Source organism: Rhizobium sp. 57MFTsu3.2 (genome assembly GCF_012932765.1).
GTDB lineage: Bacteria > Pseudomonadota > Alphaproteobacteria > Rhizobiales > Rhizobiaceae > Rhizobium > Rhizobium altiplani.
The window spans coordinates 1-18,984 of sequence record NZ_JDWI01000053.1; the positions used below are offsets into that span (position 1 = coordinate 1).

Here is an 18,984-nt window from a genome sequence, read left to right on the forward strand (position 1 = left end):
CGCTCACTGCGATCCGTCCCATAGCGGCTGAGATCGCGATCGAGCCGTCCCTTTGCCGATGTCCAATGCGTCAATTCGTGGCAGATGATGGCAAAATATGAATCGTCGTCCCTAAAGGCGTCGNAGTGCGGCATCTGAATATAGTCGTGGGCCGCGGCATAGTAGGCCGACGAACCGCCATGCCGGATCATGGCGCCGGTGTTGGCAAAGAAGCGACCGGCCTCAGCGATGCGGTCGAATGGATCCGACAGGCTTGCAGTTGGTTGGACCCGGGCATCGAGGCCATCGATCTGATCGCCATTGAAGACAGTGTAGGCTTTCATGAAGGGGATGGAGCGCTCGACATCATCGCCGCCATCAGCCGTTTCGGTACGGATGATCGAGCTGGCAAAGACGACGGTCGTCCCGCTTTCGCCCTTGCGAACCGCGCCGCCAAGTTCGAGCGCCTGGCGAAATGTCATCCAGGTCGAGGACGAGAAGCCGCGGGCGATTGCCTCCGACCAGAGGAGAATGACGTTGATCCCGGAATAGGGTGCGCCATTGAAGCGNAGCGGTCGTGAGACCGGATCGGACGGACAAGCGTTATGCCAGGGTTGGATCCAGGGACGGACACCCTGTTCGAGAGCGGCAATGATCTTGTCGGTGATGCGGCCGTGGATGTCGGATCGTTGGCTGGTTTGCTGCCTTGTCATGTTGGAACCTCCGCTTTGGGGTCGCGACCATCGCGACCTGCTACGGCGGTCCAAAAGCCGGGCTTCAAGCGCTGGCCGGCACCCGAAGGGCCGAAACGCCAGTGGAGGACGGCAACGCCGTTGCGGCCAGTGCGAGCCTGGCAGGACCGAAAGCCGCAGCAGGACGCGAGGGACGCAGGTTCAAAGCGGATCCACAGGTTCAGGCGGCAAACACCAACGCGACCGGCGCCTCGGCGAGCTACCCAAGATATCGCGCCCGGCACCGACCGTCCCTGGCATCCGGTCAGGCTATGCTGTCAGCCGCGCCTTGCCAGCGACCGTGCGATGCCGACGATATCGTCGGTGCACTGCCTGCTGGCATGGGGCCGTTGGGTGGGCGTTCACGTAGATGACATCAAATGAGTGCGCGCAGGCTCGGCGCCTTCACAGCAACATCGACGCTCCGCGGTCAAGATAGGTGTCGAGGAACTGCTCAAGCCGCGCATTGCGCGGCTTCCTGAAGACCTCCTGCGGGGGCCCTGTGAAGACGATTCTACCGTGGTCGAGGAACGTGATCTGCTGCCCGACGGTGGCCGCAAAGCCGATCTCGTGCGACACGACGACCATCGTCATTCCCTCGGCGGCGAGATCGCGCATGACGTTCAGCACTTCGCCGGTCAGTTCCGGGTCGAGGGAGGATGTCGGCTCGTCGAAAAGCATGATCTTCGGCTTGAGGGCAAGCGCTCGGGCGATGGCCACGCGCTGTTGCTGTCCACCGGAAAGCTGCGACGGATAGTGCCCTGCTCGGGCCTCAAGACCGACTTTCACAAGTTGCGCCATGGCTCGTTCTTCAGCATCCTTGCGGCTCATCTTCTGGACGGTCTTCAGTGCCTCGCTCACATTTCCGAGCGCAGTCATGTGCGGCCAGAGATTAAACTGCTGGAACACCATTCCGATCTGGGCGCGGATCGCACGGTTGGCAGCAGGAGCGACGCGCTCCCGTAGGCCCTTGGCATTTTCGGTGAAACCCAGGACCTCGCCATTGACCGTGATGGTTCCAGACGTTGCTTCTTCGAGAAAGGCCATGCAACGAAGAAGCGTGCTCTTGCCGGAGCCTGAGGGGCCGATCAGGCAGGAGACCTGGCCTTGCGGGATCTCGAGGTCGATGTTCTGGAGGACTGTCGTCTCCCCAAACTTCTTGACGAGATTCTTGACTGCGATCGCTGGGAGGCTCATGCGTTGGAAAACCTGAATCTGGTGAATTTCGTTTCTACGAGGCGGCCAAGCCGGCCGGTGATCTCGACGAGCACCCAATAGAAGAGTGCCAGCACCGAGAGTGCTTCGACGAAGGCATATTGCTGTGCTCCGATCGCGCTCAGTGTTGCTGTCAACTCGGGAACGGTGATGATCGAAAGGACGGCCGTTTCCTTCATCAGAAGAACTGCCATGTTCAAAGACGGAGGCAGCACGAGCATGGTCATCTCAGGCAACAGGATACGCCGGATGATCTGCCCCTGTGTCAGGCCCACGCACTCGCCGGCCTCGATGTGGCCCCTGGGAACCGCCATGAAGCCGGATCGAAAGATCTCGCTATAGTAGGCGGCGCCGTAGATCGAGATGCCGATTAAGCCCGCCGGCAGGGGATCGAGAGACAGGCCAATGAAGGGACCTCCATAGTAGACCAGAAAGATCTGGATGAGGAATGGCGTCCCGCGCAAGACCGCGACGACAAAACCGAGGGCCTTGTCGAGAAGCACTCCACCGAAGCGCCGCCCCACAGCCACGAAAAATCCCAGGATCGCCGCAGCAATCGTGCCGACAACCCAGATCAGGATCGTCACGCCGGCGCCGCTTGTGATCGCCGGCAATTGGTCGAGGATGACGTTGATGTCAAAGGTCATCGCGGTAATCCCGGAAGAGAGCGCTCGATGAGGTCGCCGGCAAGGGCCACCAGCCAATTGATCGCAAGATAGATGAGGCCCGCTGCAGCAAAGATCTGCAATGGCAGGAAGGTGCTGCCTGCAAGATCCTGCGCCATGCGTGTCAATTCGACGACGCCCACGACGGAAACCAGCGACGAGGCCTTGAGGATCAGGATCGCCTCGTTGACCAAGGCAGGGAACGTCAGCCTCAGTGCGATGGGCGCCTTGATACGGCGGAAGATCTGCCCCGGCGTCAAGCCGACCATCTCGGCCGACTCCACGAGACCGATAGGGACGCTGGCAAATCCGCCGCGCATGTTTTCCGCCTGATAGGCCGCGGTGCAAAGCGACAGTCCGATAATGGCTGCGACGATGCTCGGTACGTTCAGCCCAATTGCAGGCAACATATTGTAGATAAGCAGCAGTTGCACAAGCAGCGGCACGCCGCGAAAGAAACTGATGAAGATTTGTGCAGGAACGACGAAGATAGCCTTCCTCGACAGCAGCATGCCCGAAAGAAAGATCGCGATGGCAAAGCCGATCAAAATAGACACGACGCTTATCAGCACCGTGTAGATCGACGCGTAGAGAAGCAGTTCAAAGAGTTTGATGGACATGTCCGGCTTTTGCCCGCCTGGCTGTCATGGAGGCACGATGGCGTCTTTGATTGCGCCCTGGAAGGGGCGCAATCAACGATCGTCTTCTATCAGAACGCAGGGTCCTTGACGGCATCGGGCGTTTCGAAGGTGGCGCCAAACCACTTCTTCTGGAGCTCGGCCATACGGCCATCAGCCTTGATCTTCAGCAGTGCTGCATCGATCGCGTCCATCAGCGGCGCATGGTCGGCATCCTTCAGGCCAATGAAGCCGAAGTAGGACTTCTTGCCGAATGGTGGCAGCACGACCTCAAACGTTCCCTCGCGCTGCTTGGCGACGAAGGCGATGTTCGGCAGCGAGTTGGCGACACCGGCAATACGACCGGCGGCGAGATCGGCATAGGATTCAGTGAAAGCGGGGTATTCGCGTATATCCACCTTGGAAGGCAGCGTTGCCGAGAATTCCTTCAACTGATCGAGCTGCGAGGTAGCCTTGCCGACACCGATCGTCTTCCCGGCGATATCGTCCGGCTTGCTGATGGTCGTGTCACCGGCTTTCTTCAGGATTGCGATGGTCGCTTCGGCAATCGGCGGCGTGAAGCGGTAACGCTCCATGCGCTTTTTGGTAATGGTTGCAGGACCGGCCACAACATCGAACTTGCCGGCTTCGAGCGCCGGGAAGACGCCATCCCAAGGAAGCGCTACCCACTCAATCTTGACGCCCAGCTCCTTGCCGATCTCGGCAAAAAGATCAACGTTCAGGCCAGCATGATCGCCGGCATCGATAAAATCAAACGGCGCAAAGGCGGTTTCCGTACCGACCTTCAGCGTGCCGGCTTCCTTGACGGCGGCAAGCGTATCGGCGGCGTGCGCCGACAGCGTCGCCCCAACCAGAAAGGCAGCGCCGACGAGGCCCTTCAGCAGTGAACGTGCGATCATGATTGTCATCTCTCCAGTTTTCGCACCCGTGGATGCGTTCGAGTTCCCGATTTAGTCCCGTGACACGGACTTCTATGATCCGCTTTTGACTATACAAATAGATATGCGCTAGCCTAAGGTGTCAACGTCAAAGTCGACGGACGCAATTTTTGTGCCGACCGGGTTCATTGGGGCGCGAGTTTCGCGTCTGTATCGTTTCGCCAGCGGCAAGATGGGGTCGCGTCTTGGAGCCAATTTATCTCCGGATATTCAAGGATATAGAGGCGAAGATCCTGGCTGGGGACTGGCGTCCAGGTCATCGGATCCCGAGAGAGCACGACCTCGTCGACGACTACGGCTGTTCGCGCATGACGGTAAGCAAGGCGATGACGGCACTCGTCGACCGCGGGCTTGTCGTACGCAAGCGCAAAACCGGCTCCTTTGTCGCCTCGCCGCAGATCGACCGCACGGTCATGGATATCCAGGATATCGGCACCGAGGCGACTTTGGCGGGCTATGAGCATCGCTACGAGATATTGACACGAAAGATCGAGACCCTTGGCTCGGTCGAGGCCGCGCAGTTGGACAGTACGTCGGGAGCCGAAGTCCTCAGGATCCAATGTCTGCATATCGTCGATGGAAAGCCCACCGCAGTCGAGCGTCGTATCATACTGCTGGACACAGTACCGCTCGCAAGAGACGAGAGCTTCGCGACCGCGCCTCCGGCAAAATGGCTCCTCTCGCAAGTGCCGTGGTCTCGGGCCAAGCATGTGATACGGGCGGTCTCGGCCGATGCTGCGACTGCGCGCATTCTTGAGATCGATCGTGGCGAGCCGTGCCTGAATCTCATTCGTCAGACGTGGCAGAATGATCGCATGGTGACCTATGTCGAGATCACGCATCCCGGAGATCGCTTTCAGTTTGCCGGCATCTTTCATCCGGCCGAAAAACCTGCGTAGCGTCGGGAGCCATGGGGGAGCGCGTTGAGCGAGGAACAGAAGTTTCGGGGAATTCCGCTGAAAGGTCTGCAGGCATTCGAAGCGGTCGGGCGCTGCGGGAGCGTGATGGCGGCTGCCGCGGAACTGAACGTGTCTGCGGGCGCCATCAGCCAGCAGATACGCAAAATTGAGAGCTTTATCGGCATTACCCTGGTGGAGAGAAGTGGCCGGACGGTGGAGCTAACGCAGTGGGGCCGGCTCTACCACCGGGAAATATCGAAGGGGTTTGAGCAGTTTGCGCTCGCCCAGCAGGTGCTCGAACGGGCGCGCAACGAAAATGCGCTGGTTCTCAGCGCGCTGTCGTCGGTCGTCAACAAATGGATCGGCAGGCGCATTTTTGACTGGCAAGTGCTCCATCCAGACGCTCACGTCAGGCTGACCGGCCGCGACAGGGAGCCGCGAATGGGCTTCGACGAGGTTGATTTCCGGATCAGTTACGGGTCGGACGTCCTGCAGCACGATCACTATGCCGAGCTGTTTCGCGACTGGGTTGTTCCAGTGTGCTCCCCTGCCCTGACGGATGGCAGGAATTTGACGGCCGCCGATCTCTTGTCCTATTCGCTGCTGCATGTCGAGTGGGAACGGCATTTCACACCGTATCCCAGCTGGGCGGAGTTCGCTGAGAAGATCGGGGCGAGCTTCAAAGGTCCACCCTCCGGTTTGTCCTTTACCCTGTCGAGCAGCGCCATCGACGCCGCCATCAACAAGCGCGGAATCGTGCTCGCGCAGATGTCGATGATCGCCGACGAACTGGAAGCGCAGACATTGGTCATACCGGTCGATATCAGAATGCCGTTGCGCGAGAGTTACTTCCTTGCTTGGGACCGCTCCGCGCTGCAAAAGCCCTATGGCTCGGAGTTTCGCGACTGGGTCATGGCGATCTCGCGGCGGCAGGCGCAAATCTCCGCACCTGCGACTCTTTAGAAAAACTAGAAACGGAAGTCAGCGTTTGACGCCGAGCGCTACATTCGAGTCAGCTAACTCATTGAACTCCGTGATACTCATCCGCTGCGCGGCACGTGACAGTAGCGCCCTCCGTAGAACTTTTCGACCTCATTCCTTCTTCGGAATTTCCAGCCCGCGGTGCGATCTCAGTCCACGGGGGCACATTTCCTTGTCGTAGGTAGCGAGTTCGAACGCTCTGATGACATCGCGGACTTCTACAAGGCCATTCGCGATAGCAATGCGTCGACAGTCTTCTTTCGATCCCGTGGCGGTAACGTTGCGACCGCTGCGACAGTGACCGCTTCGAAAAGAATAGACTTCTCTGTCACGGCACATCTCCCAACAACGTCCCACGATATCTAATGTGGTTCGTCGCCGCTAAATCTACCAGAGTGAGCGCCGCTAGCGCTCTCCTGTCTCCGCTTTGCGTCGCCAATTATTGTGCCCTGCCGCCAGAGATTTGCTTCTAGCCGCCAACCATCTTGCTGATGTTCTCTCGGCTTTCCACTTGTCAATGCGACGGTAGGGGAGCCCGCGCGCCTTCCGATCACACGACTAGACCTGATCCAAGAAGGCTCAGTTAGATCGAGGACAATACCGAACGCTCTGGCCGCCCTGCCGAGCTTCGAGTCCGCATCGCGCAGTACGAAAAGAAACGCAACCTCTCAGGAAGGGACGTATAGGTGTTGAAGAACACAATCGCCGCATTCGTGCTTGCCGTGACAGCTGCAGCCGCGACCGTCACACCGGCTCTCGCCGGTGACGGAGTGGTCTATAAGCAAACCAAACACTGGATTGTCATGGCTTATCCCCAAGACATCAGGTGCATTGCGCATACTGCGTATCCGAGAACGGGTGATCAGATTTTATTTGGCATCGACACCAAGGGTTGGTTCCTATCACTAGCATCGCGGTCGGCCAACATGACTGCGGGTAACCAATACAAGGTGTCCGTGGTTACCTCGCTCGGTTCGTCCGGCACCTATATTGGTCGGGCTATCGGCAAAGATCAGATCATGATCGATAGCCTGACCAATGCGGACTTGTATGGATGGGCCAAGGCAAAATCCATCAACATCGTTGGCATGGGAGTCTATAATCTCAAGGGTTCGCTTGACGCGATTGTCTCACTAAAGTCCTGCGGTGATATGATCGTTGCCATGCAGGATGCCGGTGTTCCCCAGGCATCTGCACCACAGCAGAACGAGCCAGCGGCAGGCGTTCAAGTACCCAACGTTACTAGGCCAGCGCCAGAACCACGTCAAACAACACCGCAGCCTCCGCACGACAATCTGGTCGAAGCGATTGAACTGTGAAGGCCGTGGCCTCAAGCCAAAAACGCCGATTGAGTCCCTTCCTTCCTTTGTGTCCCAGCAGAGGGGGACGGATCTTATCCGCCCCCTACTTAGTTACCTGAACCGCCAGTCAACCAGACCGGCGCGTCTAACACATTCATGATTGCCACTAGATTGTGGAGCCTGGCATTCGTTCAGCCAGGTTCCCAGTGGGTTCAGTTCGGCACCTTAACGACTGTATTCCCTGTGCCTCTAGCCTGTGTGTAGGCTCATATCGGCGTCACTAGGCGCCAGGTTGGATAATGAAATTCCGCCGAGAAATTCAATGAAGCCTTAAGCCATCACAACTACAAGAGGTGCGACGCAACCGAAATTCTGGGATGTGCAGGCATCATGGAGACCAGCGATATAATCTACTTCTTGCCTCCCGCGCTCCTCGGGGTGATTGCGATCGCTTTCCTCCTCCTGTGGCGTATTGGTATCGTGGATACTTGGCATTGGAGTGCTGCGTTCGCGCAGGCGGGATTAGGCTTCGTAATTTCGACGTTTCCGATTGAACCGAAATTTGATGCCTTTGTGTCCGGAATGATTTTTATGGGGGCGGCTTGTTGCTACAGCATTGCCATAAGATTGCACTTTCGGGTGCCCAACTCAAAATTTTGGCATCGGACGTTCGTCACCGGCTACGCCCTCCTGCTTTGCCAATTCGTTTTCGTTATGGAGAGCCTGAAGCACCAACTTTTTCTTACTGATTTCGCGTTCGCATGCGTGCTGGGAGCTGCTGTATTCGCCGTCGCCTCGAAGGCACACCGCGCTGCTGACATTGCCTTGGTTGTTACCGCCGCTCTCATTGTAGTTGATACCCTGGCGCGAACATTCCTTTTCACCTTTTTCTTCGAATCCAGCGACCAGTTGGCGGACTTCGCGGGCTCCATCTACAATCTGGCCGTCCATATCACGACAATAACAATTGGCCTGTCGTTTCCTTTCGCCGCGTTGGGAGCCATGGCATCGAAAGCGATAGAACGGCACAAGGATACTTCCGAGAGAGATCCTCTCACGGGACTTCTAAATCGTCGTGGCTTTGAAAAGCAGACCATGCGTATGTATCGCGCGGATAGCGAGGGCGCTGTAGTGATCTGTGACTTAGATCACTTTAAGGAGATCAATGATCGCTTCGGGCACGCTGCGGGCGATCGCGTCCTTATCGAATTGGGCGCGGAGATCGAAGGCGTCATGGGTCGCAACGGATGCGCAGCACGGTTCGGCGGCGAAGAATTCATCGTTTATCTTCCAGCAAGCTCGCTTGAGCACGCGACTACACTTGCTGAAACGCTCAGAACACGCCTCGGCCGGATGGACTGGCAATCGAAAGGGATCCACCGACAGATTACCGCCAGCTTCGGCATCGCGACGGTGAATGGGTTGGATGACCAAATGAAGATCGCCATGGAACACGCCGACCAAGCGCTCTACTCCGCGAAGCGACTCGGCCGCAACCAGGTGATGGTTGCAGGCGTCTCTAGCCCGCTTTCTTCCGATCCTCATGTGTGGCGTGTTCCCGCGATCGTATAGTAGCGTGTCCATGCACCGCTCGATCATCAAGACGTGAAGCGACATGTCCTCCCTTGCCTCGATGAGCGAAATGGACTTGGCACGGAGGTCTTCTTCATCGCTGTGTAGCAGGGATAGTTTTTCGGGATGGGGATTATGAAACTTCCTCCGGTTAAGCTGAGAACTTTAGAGTTATGTCAGCCTTCGAGGCTGGCGCATACTTGGCGTCATAGCTTTTCAGGTCTTTGGCCAATGCGCCGTTGCTCTCGGGCGCTTCGTTGTTGACGACATGGATGATAAAGTCAGGCTCGCGCCCAAGGCTAGCGAGAAGGCGCAAGACGGTGGAACCTTCGATGATAACTGGACGCCGCCATTTTGGGTCGTCCTTATCGAGTCGTGAGCCGACAACCTGATTGATCCAGTCCTCGCGGTAGACCATCTTCCCCTGATTGGGGATGAGGAACAGATCGGTCTCGATGAGCGAGACGTTGAAGCGGTAGGCGAGGTATCGACCAAGGGTTGTCTTACCGACACCCGGCAATCCGCCGATCGCGACGATTTTGCCTGGCAGGTGGTGGAGCACCGGCGTGAGGGCTTCGACAGCCGGTGCATAGTCGAGTTCTATTTGGGTCATAGATGGTCACGCCGCTCCTTCGATTTGGGCCTTAGCTTTGCGCGTTACGCTGAGGGAACGGCCTGTGATCATCGTTGCACGCTGCCTGATCAGAATCCATCTCGCGAACCCCGTGCGATGCGTCAATGGCTCGCCGAGGGGCCGCAGTGACCCTTCATGAGAGGCGTCGTAAGGAGCCGAAGTCTCTTGACCGGAAATTGTCGCAAGCTACGCGTGAGGTCGAAACAGCCATTAACGCGAGAGAATTTGATGCAATCAGCAAACAAAATTCTCACGCGCACGACGCTCGATTCAAACCCCTCCCTCCTTCCAGTGTTACCTCAGCGGAGACACTTTCTAAAGTCGCATAACTTTACGATTGCAATCCGAGGATGCATTAGCTTCAATGAAGCTTGCAGTTCGATGGGAAGGGGTAATCGACAAATCCATGTGTACGCCAGGTAAAATAGATATCGTTCCTATCGCGCCGGAAAACATCGAAGGTTTCCACACAGCGCTCGACGTTGTAGCACGGGAACGAAAGTATCTGACTTGGCTGGAAGCCCCTCCATTTCCAGAGATGCGCAGCTTCGTACTCGGCATGATTGACAAGGGCAATCCGCAGTTCGTCGCCCTCGACAAGGGGCGGGTCGTCGGCTGGTGCGACATCACTCGCCATTCCCGGCCGACCCAATCGCACCGTGGATCGCTCGGCATGGGGATTATTCCCGCCTATCGCGGCAACCGACTTGGGCAGGGTTTGATGGAGGCGGCTTTGAACGCAGCAACCGACGCGGGCTTAATCCGGATCGAACTGTTTGTTCATGCCGACAACGCTCGCGCTATAGCTCTTTACGAGCGCGTCGGTTTCCGCCGTGAAGGGGTAGAAAGACGCGGTACATTGATTGATGGGCGATTTATCGATTCTATTCGCATGGCGCTCATGCTTGATGAGCACGGTTAGCGTTGAGCTTCGCGGCGGCCTACGGGCGCAACAGAATGCCCGAGCAGGGGCAACATTACCGGTTGGGCGGTCTCAGCTTTCTCACCACAATCTTCTGGAACACACCCATCGACTGCTTAAAGTGTCATTTCTGCCCCGGTCGTAGACTCGTCTCCCTTAATTGACGGAACGCGGCGGTTTGCTATCATGTCGCTCGGACGCCCATCCGAACCTGCTGCCGGGTTGAAGGGCAATCCTATCATTGAAGGCGACCCCGTTCACAAGGTCGAAGGGTAATCGGCGGACTTCGACAGAACAGCGGATCGTCTTATGTTCCATGCTACGATTAGGTTTGCGCCCCCCAACATCGCTGCCTTGAAAAAGGCGCTTCGAGAAAAGTACCCGAATATCAGGTCGTCGCACGCTGATGAAGCGCTGGCGGCTTCGGTCGGATTCAAATCATATTCCGCCATGCTCACTATCCTAAAACAGGTCAGCGACTCCGCGCGTTTGGTGGTTCAGACGGACGCCTCGCTGCTTCAGGTTCGTCTTGAACAGTTGGGTTACGCTGGCCTTGTACCTCGCGATTTGCAGCGCTTGGTTTGGGAAGCCCAGTTCCCTGATCGATGGGAGGCGGATGAAGTAGAACTGTCTCTTCGAAAGCGCTTTGCTCCGACAGCTGCCAATTCTCAGTAAGCACCAAGCGGCAGCACATTACTCGACCCGCTACTTCCTGTGTGTCACACCCCATGACTAGGGAGAGACTGGCATGGTCACCTCGCCAGGATAGAAGAGTTCGGGGGTAAAGGAGCATTGACGTTTCGCGGGGGGGGCGCTAGCGAACCAGCGGTAGACGCTCCACCATGCACGGTACAAATATTGACGTGGCTGGTTTAGCTCGCGTGGAATGGCGTTCCCCTCTTCGCCGTTTCCTTCTGTAACTGCACTGCCCACCGATGGCGTCCTCAAATTCAGCGGCCAATTCGCGGTCTTAGAAGATAGAATTTTAGAGGTTGCACCAACGAAAACTACAAGCTTTCTTTGTATGTAAGGGCATGAGCAAGTTTTCGGTCATCGTCGTGCTTTCATCTGCTGTGTCGTTTCTAGGCGCTGGCGGGTATACACTTTTACCCAGATCTCTCTACGACCCCGCCTGTAACATTAAGGGGAACATATCGATTAATTCAGGCGAGAAGATCTACCACGTAAGAGGCCAAGAAAATTACGCTGACACCATCATTCGATACGAGTACGGCGAACGTTGGTTTTGCAATGAACAAGATGCCAGAGCGGCCGGGTGGCGGCGCGCTGGGCGATAAAATTGCGATCAAACGGCGAAGGAACCTCTAAGTGTTCCGCGCCCCGCTTGTACCCAGGTCGGGTCTTTTTTTCCTTCGCGCCATGGAGTCGCAGATTTGCGAGTAGAAGGTTCCGCGGCCGACTGCTGGGTAAGTTGTATTTTTTCATTTATTACTACTATGTTAACGACTTCTGCAATTCCGTTGATGGAGGACATGGCATGTCTACGTTGATTGCAATTGTTTACCCCAGCGAAGCCAAGGCCGAGGAAGTGCGCCAGCGGTTGCTCGGACTGCAGAAGGAGTACTTGCTAAAGGTCGGAGACGCTGTCATCGCGACCAGGGCCGAAGACGGCAAGATCAAATTGAACCAGTTGGTCAACACAACGATTGCCGGTGCCGCGTCGGGTAGTTTCTGGGGCCTCCTAATCGGTGTTCTGTTTCTTAATCCGCTATTGGGCGTGGCAGTAGGTGCCGCTTCCGGTGCCATAGGTGGCGCTCTCACTGATGTCGGAATCAACGATGCTTTCATGAAGGATCTCGCTGCGAATCTCCAGCCGGGCAGTGGGGCGTTGTTCGTGCTGATCCAGGAGATGACGGCGGATAAGGTCCTCAAGGAGATCTCCGCCTTTGGCGGCGTCGTGCTCAAAACCTCTCTCGATGAAACGAAGGAACAGGTTTTGCGGGACGCCTTGGAGAAAGCGGCTGCGACCAGCTAGATCTATGGGCCACGGGCCGAATTCCCCTTCGGCCCGCGAATACGTCTTTGACGCTTCAATCGTAACCTTCGCTACTTCAGCCCAAACTTTTAACGTCTTGCAAAAATAAGGGCGAACACAAAATGGAGCCGACGGCAGCGGGATTTTCTACCGCAGTCGGCCGATATCCGCCGGTATCATCGTTTAGAATAATGATCGTCGGGTGGCTTATATCCTACGTGACGTTTCGCCTTGACGACCCGAGTGAAACGCCCCGCGACGATCCAATAACTGGTTCCGCCCGCTGCACCGGTCACGGTCCAAACTAGCCACTTGAGATGCGAGAAAGCGTCATGATGTATGTCGGGAAACATTGGCGGGATGGCACTTAAGACAAGCCCTCCGGCTCCCCATGTAGCCGCGTAGTAAAAGACGTTCCGATATCCTTTTTCCCAGGCCACCAAAGCCGCGCACGCTGCAGGTATCGCGAAGAGCACAGCAAAACCAGCAGAGTATAATAAAAGTCCATAACAAAAGGTCTCGACATTCAGGCTTCCGGCGTGTCTCAAAGTTCCAACAAAGATTATGTAAGTCGCTGCCGAAGCCAAAACCGCCGAGAAATATGCCAGCGCTATAACGAGTACCGGCGGGAAGAACTTTGCGATAGGTCGTGAAAGCAATCTCACAATTACCATGGAACTAAACCCCAGTGGCTTGTCGTCGGTTGTCTGCCCAGCCACGCGGCCGGATAGTTCCAACCGGCAGTCCCGAGATCAATGATAGCCTGGCAGTAATCTGCGGTAGGTCTCTGATTGCCTCTTCTCGCGGGCGCCTTTCTGAATCGATGGCCAAGCGATTGCGCTTTAGCGTTGTTTCCGTTTCCGCGCCACCTACGAGGCTGTCCCATTTTTCCTTCGGCAAAACTTGATGGGCTTTCCTAACGATTTCGTGCAAGCTCTCGAACTCGCTTGATGCGGAATTACCCCTTACGACTTCATCTCCTTCACTCATCATGCTTCCTGATGGCTCAACTAGCAAAAACGCATTTGCGACTGTCGAACTTGTAAAATCCTTGATGACAATATCTTCAGCAAGAAGACCGCCGAAACGCCGGAGTCGCAAGCGGAATCGCGTAATACCTTACTTTAGATTCCATATTTCAGTTAGGGCTGGGGCTATGAACACCAGCCACCTACCTAAATGTGGAACCGTCGTTAGCAATGTCGCTACAACGTCGGTTGTCGGGGGTATTGCCGATGCCGGAGATTTTTGCGGAAGACCCAAAGCGGCTTCGACTTGCCCCAGCGGACCTGCATTTCGAATAGTCGCCAAGCGCGAAGAATTGGGGATCGGGCCTGCCTTCGGCCGTGAATTGCGATGACAACTACGCGCAAATTGCGGGCGTGTCCTTGCCCACAGTAGAAGACCGGGTTGGGCCCCAGGCGGACGTTTTGTCCACGCCGGAGCCTATCGCGGCAGCGAACGATTTGCGACTGGGTCTTCGGTCCAGGTGGCAACGTCGTTGAACGCTCGTGACGGCCGGGCTAGGCGCCAGCCATCTGCAAGCGCCTAGCCGTTCTTCCGGGGGCGTCCGCCCTTGGCACCGTTGGCACGGCTTGCCTCTACCTTGGCCGTTGAACGGGATTGACCGCCTCGGCGCTGCGCGTCCATGAACTTCGCATTGCCAAATATGCCGTTCATCAACCCGGCGATAGTAAAATCCACGTCCAGGCTTTCCCAATGCAGGCCGGTCTCGCCGAGAAGCTCTACCTCCGCCAACTGCGCAACGGTTGCATTCTCCAGGCCCTGTATCGATCGGGCAGGCACCATGAACGCAGCGCCGTTGGTGAAATCCACGACGATGCGGCCGGATGCCTCATCGAAGCGAGCTGATGCCGGGATGGGCGCGCGGGCGCGTTCTGCCTCCCCCTTCACGGTAGCTTCTCGGTAGTGACGATCTTCAAAGACAACTTCACCCATGGATGCTCTCCCACTTTTCGATGAACAGGCGCTTGTTCGCCTGAACAATGGCAAGGGCTACGCTCAAATCCCGCTTCTTCATTCCCCGGTTTGATATCACGGTGAGATCGAGGATATTGATGCGGGCTTCCCCATCTCCATAGACATGTGTGTGCGCCGGTTCGTGGTCATCCGTGTAAATGACAAATCGCATTCCTGCTTCGCGGAGAACGGTGACCATGCTCCAAAATAACCTAACAACTTGGGTTTTTCAAGAGCCAGCGGTCGATTGGGGCCGCAAACAGTCATCACTCAGAAATGTGGAACCGACCCACAAATCGATTCCACATCGAGTAAGTGGCTGGGCTATGAGCAGGACCCCTTCTGAACCCGCGACGCTCAAGGTTCCGGCGTTAACCCATCGCCTAAGAATACGTTTCCATGACGTCGAGCTTGCCTAGTATGAAACCATGGCTATCGTCGCGACCTGACCCGAGATGGCGGGCCGCGGGGACCGAGCAGCTATTGCGGCAAGCTCGAACGCCAGAGGAAGGGAGGCTCGGGAGTCTCCAGAGGCAACGCCCCCGAGCCTCTCTTCCGACAGCGACGAACCGTGAGACTGGCTCCTCTCCGCAGCAATCGATTGCGTGCTCATCCCTACGATGCGAAAAGGGTCAGTTACATGCGAAATTGAGTCAAATAAAACGCGCGGCGGTATCACCACGGCGGCGGCAGGCGCAAATCTCCGCACCTGCGACTCTTTAGAAAAACTAAAACGGAAGTCAGCGTTGCGTTATTGATGAAGAAAGTCGCGTGGCGTTACCTTGGGCAATCAAAGAACCAATCCCACTGGAGAATGGCATGGCGCGTACCGACAAGATGAAACTGGGTACATTCGTCTATACGTTCGGCTTTCACCCGGCCTCATGGCTGCATCCGGCAAGCGACGTCCATGGCGCCAACGATTTTAGCCACCTGCTCGATGTTGCCAAGCAATCAGAAGCGGCGAAACTCGATTTCATGTTCATGGCCGATTCTCCGGCCGCCGCCGTCGGCGACCCGGATGCTCTCGCCCGCATCCCGACCAAGATGAACCGTTTCGAGCCATTGTCGTTGCTCGCCGCGCTTGCGGTGACGACGGAGAAGCTCGGTCTCGTCGCCACTGTATCGACCAGCTACTACGAGCCCTACAACGTCGCTCGGCTATTTGCCTCAATCGACCATCTGAGCCACGGGCGGGTATGCTGGAACGTCGTTACTTCGGACCACGACGAGACGGGCTACAATTTCAATCGTGAGGGGCTGGATCCGCACGCGCTACGCTATGAGCGAGGCAACGAGTTTGTGGATGTCGTCTTTGGTCTCTGGGACAGCTTCGAGGACGGCGCGTTGCTGCTCGATCGCGAGAGCGGTGTCTACTATGACAAGACCAAGCACCATACGCTCAATCACAAGGGCAAGCACTTCCAGGTGCGTGGGCCGCTGAACATTGCGCGCTCGCCGCAGGGCCGGCCGGTCATCGCGCAGGCCGGCGGCTCGGAGCCCGGCATGGACATGGCAGCACGCACGGCCGAGATCGTTTTCAGCCTCGCCTCGAACATCGAGCGAAACCGCGCATTCTACGAAAACGTCAAGGGACGTATGCCGGCCTACGGACGTAACCCTGACGACCTCAAGATCATGCCCGGCGTCGTGCTGAACGTGGGAGAAACGGAAGCCGAGGCGCAGGCGAAGGTCAAGTACCTTATCGACAAGATGCACCCGGACGTCGGTCGCTTGATGCTTTCCGAGTTCCTCGAAGCGGATCTGAGCGGCGTCCCGTTGGATAAGCCGTTTCCGATGGATCGATTGCCGACGGAACCCAAGGGGTCGCGGGCGCTGTTTGAGGAACTCACCGATTTCGTGAAGAGCGGTCGTACCGTCGGTGAATTGGTCCGCCACTACGCCGAGAAGCACACAGGCAATGGCATCACCGGCACGCCGACACAGATTGCCGACTTCATGGAGGAGTGGTTCGAGACCCGTGCGGCAGATGGTTTCATCCTGATGTTCCCGACGCTGCCATCCAGCCTCGACGATTTTGTGAAACTCGTTCTGCCGGAATTGCGCCGGCGCGGACTTTTCCGGGAAGAATATGAGGGCAAGACGCTACGGGACAACCTCGGCCTTTCGATGCCGGCCAATCGTTTCGTAAAGGCGCAAGCCACAGGCTAACCAAGGAGAGAGCGGATGCCAGAGATGACAACCCGACCTGTCGTCGATCAATCTGCGTTCAAGCTGTCTATGCGCCACCTGGCCGGCGCGGTGAGCGTCATCACCGTAGGCGAACGCGACGAGAGGACAGGTTTTACCGCGACATCGGTTTCTTCCCTTTCTGCGGAGCAGCCTTCGGTAATCGTCAGCCTCAATCGCGGGTCGTCTTCCTGGCCTGTGGTTGAACGGTATCGCCGCTTCTGCGTCAACGTGCTTACCGTCGACCAGCAGCATATCGCGCAGTCCTTCGCCGGCTTCGATGGGCGGCGAGGGGTCGAGCGCTATCAGAACGCGCAATGGTATAGTCTTTCGACCGGCACGCCCGCGCTGAAAGATGCGCTGACGGTTATCGACTGCGAACTTGAAACGGTACTCAACCACCATTCGCACGCGATCCTTATCGGTCACGTTTGCGCGATCGAAACGCGTGACGATGTCGAGCCGTTGCTCTACTGGCGTGGCGGCTACCGACGGCTATCGGGCGAGGCCGGCATCCGCCCCTAGCGAGCGAATGGCCGGTGATCGGGGACGCCGGCAGCATCGCGCCGAACACCAACCTGTTTGGCAATGACGCAGAGAAGTTCGAACATCATGGTGGCGCCGGCAAGTGCCGTCATGCCGGCGAGGTCAAATGGCGGCGCGACTTCGACAACGTCGGCGCCCACGATCTCAACTCCGGCAAGCAGACGGATCATTTGCTGCGCCTCACGGGTCGTGAAGCCGCCAGCCTCCGGTGTTCCGGTTCCCGGCGCCATGGATGGATCGATGCAGTCGATATCAAAGGTAACGTAGGTCGGCAGGCCACCGGCGATTTCTCGCGCCTCGCGCATCACGTCGTCTGCGCCGCGGGTGACAAACTCCTCCATGTAGATAATCCGGATGCCCTGCTCTTTCGCCCAGTCGTGCTCGCCCGGGTCATAGATCGACCCTCGAATTCCGATCTGAACGATCCGTTTCGGGTCGAGCAGCCCCTCCTCGATCGCGCGACGGAACGGCGTTCCATGCGTATAAGGGTTGTCACCGAAATAGCGATCGTTGGTATCAGAGTGCGCATCAAAATGAATCAGGCCGACCGGTCTGTTTTTTGCCACGGCACGTAGCACGGGCAGCGTTGTCAAATGGTCTCCCCCGACCGATAGCGGAATGGCACCGGCGGCGACAATCGTATCCATTCCCTTTCTGATGCGATCGAGGCCGTCGGCAAGATCGATCGGGTTCACGGAAAGATCGCCGACATCTGCGACGTTGGCGATGCTGAAAGGCGCGGTGCCCGAGACATGGTGTACACGCCGCATGAGGCTTGACTGATTGCGAACCTCCCGCGGCCCGTGCCGTGCGCCTGCCCTGTTCGTGGTCCCGCCGTCCCAGGGAATGCCGACAAGGGCGATATCAAGCCCGATCGCGGTCTGCACGGCGGGCAGACGCATGAAGGTTGAATGTCCGGCAAAGCGCGGAACTTCGGCAGCATCGACCGGTTGAAAGAAATTGCCGCTCATCGTTCCCGCCCTTTGCTTATGATGACGCCTCAATCTGTGATCCCGCCGCCTCTCGCGCAAGCCCAACTTTTCATAATGCCCAATCATCAGGCTGGCATGACGAGACAGCGGGTGTGTGGATTTAGCTTGCCGACAGCAAAACCGACAGCACGACGAATACGGCACACGGTGGCGCTCAGGTTCTGTTCGAGATCCTCAGCCTCCTGGTATTCAGCCCGGCGGTATCACGTCGCTAAGTGCCATTGGCCTCGGCCAGCGCTAACCAGTGTGCCCTGCACCGACCGTCCCTGGCATTAGGCTAAATTAGGCTATGTTGTCAGCCCCGCCTTGCCAGCGACCGAGCGATGTCGACAATATCATCGCGGCCAGCGGTTGGGTCTTCTCTGTTCCAGGCAATGCCAAGCCCGATCCTAAAGTCGATCCCGCTTACCTTCTTCAGCTCGAAGCCGCGATTGGGAAGATCAAGCGTCCACTCCGGGGCAAAGCCGATGCCAAGCCCGGCAGAGACCAGCGACACCAGCGCATAGGTGTCATCGCAGCTGAAGGCAATGTTGGCGGTGAGGTCGTATTCGGCGAACTTCTCATTGAAGTAGCGCTCGGTGAACGACAGGTTCTGCCGGTTGAAGGCGATGATCTTCTGAGTGCGCAGATCATCGATGCTGATCTCCTCCTTGGCTGCCAGCGGATTGGCATGGCCAACCGCCAGATAGTAGCGCTCATGCGCAAGCGAGACGAAGCGCAAGGAGCCGATGTTTTCCACCGGGCGGATGAAGCCTAGATTGAGCTGGCCGGTCTCCAGGCCGCGGATGATCTCGCCGGTATTGCC

At 57.3% G+C, this 18,984-nt stretch carries 19 protein-coding genes; 9 read left to right on the plus strand and 10 right to left on the minus strand.

Annotated elements, in window-relative coordinates; translation table 11 throughout:
• The 5 genes from AF71_RS30155 to AF71_RS30175 all read right to left on the minus strand — a co-directional run.
• The coding region (locus tag AF71_RS30155; protein ID WP_169684375.1) for an ArdC-like ssDNA-binding domain-containing protein at positions 1-692 on the minus strand (692 nt) is incomplete at its 3' end.
• Between the two features lie 423 nt (positions 693-1,115).
• Positions 1,116-1,907 (minus strand): amino acid ABC transporter ATP-binding protein, encoded by a 792-nt coding sequence (locus AF71_RS30160; RefSeq protein WP_169684377.1) that lies wholly within the window; start codon positions 1,905-1,907, stop codon positions 1,116-1,118.
• Entirely contained in the window at positions 1,904-2,572 is a 669-nt protein-coding gene (locus AF71_RS30165; RefSeq protein WP_169684378.1) for an amino acid ABC transporter permease, read from the minus strand. The genes AF71_RS30160 and AF71_RS30165 overlap by 4 nt, the downstream gene beginning before the upstream one ends.
• Positions 2,569-3,210 carry an amino acid ABC transporter permease gene (locus AF71_RS30170; protein ID WP_018860426.1) on the minus strand — a complete coding sequence of 214 codons (642 nt, stop codon included), beginning with the start codon at positions 3,208-3,210 and terminating at the stop codon, positions 2,569-2,571. Before AF71_RS30170 ends, AF71_RS30165 begins: the two co-directional genes overlap by 4 nt.
• An 89-nt stretch (positions 3,211-3,299) precedes the next feature.
• Entirely contained in the window at positions 3,300-4,127 is an 828-nt protein-coding gene (locus AF71_RS30175; RefSeq protein WP_062368711.1) for a transporter substrate-binding domain-containing protein, read from the minus strand.
• 224 nt (positions 4,128-4,351) lie between these two features.
• Here AF71_RS30175 and AF71_RS30180 point away from each other — a divergent pair, with 224 nt between their 5' ends.
• From AF71_RS30180 to AF71_RS30195, 4 genes are all read left to right on the plus strand, one after another.
• Positions 4,352-5,065: a UTRA domain-containing protein gene (locus tag AF71_RS30180; RefSeq protein ID WP_113583033.1), complete on the plus strand. Its 714-nt coding sequence runs from the start codon at positions 4,352-4,354 to the stop codon at positions 5,063-5,065.
• Between the two features lie 24 nt (positions 5,066-5,089).
• The gene (locus AF71_RS30185) at positions 5,090-6,028 is read left to right on the plus strand and encodes a LysR family transcriptional regulator (RefSeq protein ID WP_169684380.1); all 939 of its coding nucleotides are present in this window, start codon (positions 5,090-5,092) and stop codon (positions 6,026-6,028) included.
• Between the two features lie 704 nt (positions 6,029-6,732).
• Positions 6,733-7,365, plus strand: a complete 633-nt coding sequence (locus tag AF71_RS30190; protein ID WP_113583035.1) for a hypothetical protein — start codon at positions 6,733-6,735, stop codon at positions 7,363-7,365.
• A 372-nt stretch (positions 7,366-7,737) separates the two neighbouring features.
• A complete protein-coding gene (locus AF71_RS30195; RefSeq protein WP_169684382.1) occupies positions 7,738-8,919 on the plus strand; it encodes a GGDEF domain-containing protein in 1,182 nt (393 codons plus the stop codon).
• Positions 8,920-9,070: 151 nt separating this feature from the next.
• Here AF71_RS30195 and AF71_RS30200 read toward each other — a convergent pair whose 3' ends face one another.
• Complete coding sequence (locus AF71_RS30200) at positions 9,071-9,532, minus strand: hypothetical protein (protein WP_169684383.1); 462 nt, start codon at positions 9,530-9,532, stop codon at positions 9,071-9,073.
• Positions 9,533-9,917: 385 nt separating this feature from the next.
• Between AF71_RS30200 and AF71_RS30205 the strand changes: the two genes are divergently transcribed.
• From AF71_RS30205 to AF71_RS30215, 3 genes are all read left to right on the plus strand, one after another.
• Positions 9,918-10,475 (plus strand): GNAT family protein, encoded by a 558-nt coding sequence (locus tag AF71_RS30205; protein ID WP_245271674.1) that lies wholly within the window; start codon positions 9,918-9,920, stop codon positions 10,473-10,475.
• Between the two features lie 309 nt (positions 10,476-10,784).
• Complete coding sequence (locus AF71_RS30210; RefSeq protein WP_169684385.1) at positions 10,785-11,150, plus strand: hypothetical protein; 366 nt, start codon at positions 10,785-10,787, stop codon at positions 11,148-11,150.
• Between the two features lie 823 nt (positions 11,151-11,973).
• Positions 11,974-12,471: a DUF1269 domain-containing protein gene (locus AF71_RS30215; protein ID WP_062368699.1), complete on the plus strand. Its 498-nt coding sequence runs from the start codon at positions 11,974-11,976 to the stop codon at positions 12,469-12,471.
• Between the two features lie 1,548 nt (positions 12,472-14,019).
• Here the strand turns inward: AF71_RS30215 and AF71_RS30220 are convergent.
• Both AF71_RS30220 and AF71_RS30225 read right to left on the minus strand, forming a co-directional pair.
• Positions 14,020-14,430, minus strand: coding sequence for a DUF2442 domain-containing protein (locus AF71_RS30220; RefSeq protein ID WP_062369715.1), 411 nt, complete (start codon positions 14,428-14,430; stop codon positions 14,020-14,022).
• Complete coding sequence (locus tag AF71_RS30225) at positions 14,423-14,623, minus strand: DUF4160 domain-containing protein (protein ID WP_062369716.1); 201 nt, start codon at positions 14,621-14,623, stop codon at positions 14,423-14,425. Before AF71_RS30225 ends, AF71_RS30220 begins: the two co-directional genes overlap by 8 nt.
• Before the next feature lie 647 nt (positions 14,624-15,270).
• On the opposite strand from AF71_RS30225, the gene AF71_RS30230 reads away from it, so the two are divergent.
• Positions 15,271-16,623, plus strand: a complete 1,353-nt coding sequence (locus AF71_RS30230; protein WP_169684386.1) for an LLM class flavin-dependent oxidoreductase — start codon at positions 15,271-15,273, stop codon at positions 16,621-16,623.
• A 15-nt stretch (positions 16,624-16,638) separates the two neighbouring features.
• Positions 16,639-17,166, plus strand: a complete 528-nt coding sequence (locus AF71_RS30235; RefSeq protein WP_246733896.1) for a flavin reductase family protein — start codon at positions 16,639-16,641, stop codon at positions 17,164-17,166.
• Here the strand turns inward: AF71_RS30235 and speB are convergent.
• Both speB and AF71_RS30245 read right to left on the minus strand, forming a co-directional pair.
• Positions 17,163-18,158 (minus strand): agmatinase, encoded by a 996-nt coding sequence (gene speB / locus AF71_RS30240; RefSeq protein ID WP_169684388.1) that lies wholly within the window; start codon positions 18,156-18,158, stop codon positions 17,163-17,165. The genes AF71_RS30235 and speB overlap by 4 nt on opposite strands.
• 316 nt (positions 18,159-18,474) lie before the next feature.
• On the minus strand, positions 18,475-18,984 hold a 510-nt coding region (locus AF71_RS30245; RefSeq protein WP_169684389.1), incomplete at its 5' end, for a LysR family substrate-binding domain-containing protein.

What these genes read in the sequence shown, in the direction of transcription:
- AF71_RS30195 (WP_169684382.1), top strand. Translation starts at nt 7,738, where the DNA reads ATGGAGACCAGCGATATAATCTACTTCTTGCCTCCCGCGCTCCTCGGG.
- AF71_RS30175 (WP_062368711.1), bottom strand. Translation starts at nt 4,127, where the DNA reads ATGATCGCACGTTCACTGCTGAAGGGCCTCGTCGGCGCTGCCTTTCTG.
- AF71_RS30200 (WP_169684383.1), bottom strand. Translation starts at nt 9,532, where the DNA reads ATGACCCAAATAGAACTCGACTATGCACCGGCTGTCGAAGCCCTCACG.
- AF71_RS30160 (WP_169684377.1), bottom strand. Translation starts at nt 1,907, where the DNA reads ATGAGCCTCCCAGCGATCGCAGTCAAGAATCTCGTCAAGAAGTTTGGG.
- AF71_RS30215 (WP_062368699.1), top strand. Translation starts at nt 11,974, where the DNA reads ATGTCTACGTTGATTGCAATTGTTTACCCCAGCGAAGCCAAGGCCGAG.
- speB (WP_169684388.1), bottom strand. Translation starts at nt 18,158, where the DNA reads ATGAGCGGCAATTTCTTTCAACCGGTCGATGCTGCCGAAGTTCCGCGC.
- AF71_RS30235 (WP_246733896.1), top strand. Translation starts at nt 16,639, where the DNA reads ATGCCAGAGATGACAACCCGACCTGTCGTCGATCAATCTGCGTTCAAG.
- AF71_RS30210 (WP_169684385.1), top strand. Translation starts at nt 10,785, where the DNA reads ATGTTCCATGCTACGATTAGGTTTGCGCCCCCCAACATCGCTGCCTTG.
- AF71_RS30225 (WP_062369716.1), bottom strand. Translation starts at nt 14,623, where the DNA reads ATGCGATTTGTCATTTACACGGATGACCACGAACCGGCGCACACACAT.
- AF71_RS30230 (WP_169684386.1), top strand. Translation starts at nt 15,271, where the DNA reads ATGGCGCGTACCGACAAGATGAAACTGGGTACATTCGTCTATACGTTC.
- AF71_RS30170 (WP_018860426.1), bottom strand. Translation starts at nt 3,210, where the DNA reads ATGTCCATCAAACTCTTTGAACTGCTTCTCTACGCGTCGATCTACACG.
- AF71_RS30205 (WP_245271674.1), top strand. Translation starts at nt 9,918, where the DNA reads ATGAAGCTTGCAGTTCGATGGGAAGGGGTAATCGACAAATCCATGTGT.
- AF71_RS30165 (WP_169684378.1), bottom strand. Translation starts at nt 2,572, where the DNA reads ATGACCTTTGACATCAACGTCATCCTCGACCAATTGCCGGCGATCACA.
- AF71_RS30220 (WP_062369715.1), bottom strand. Translation starts at nt 14,430, where the DNA reads ATGGGTGAAGTTGTCTTTGAAGATCGTCACTACCGAGAAGCTACCGTG.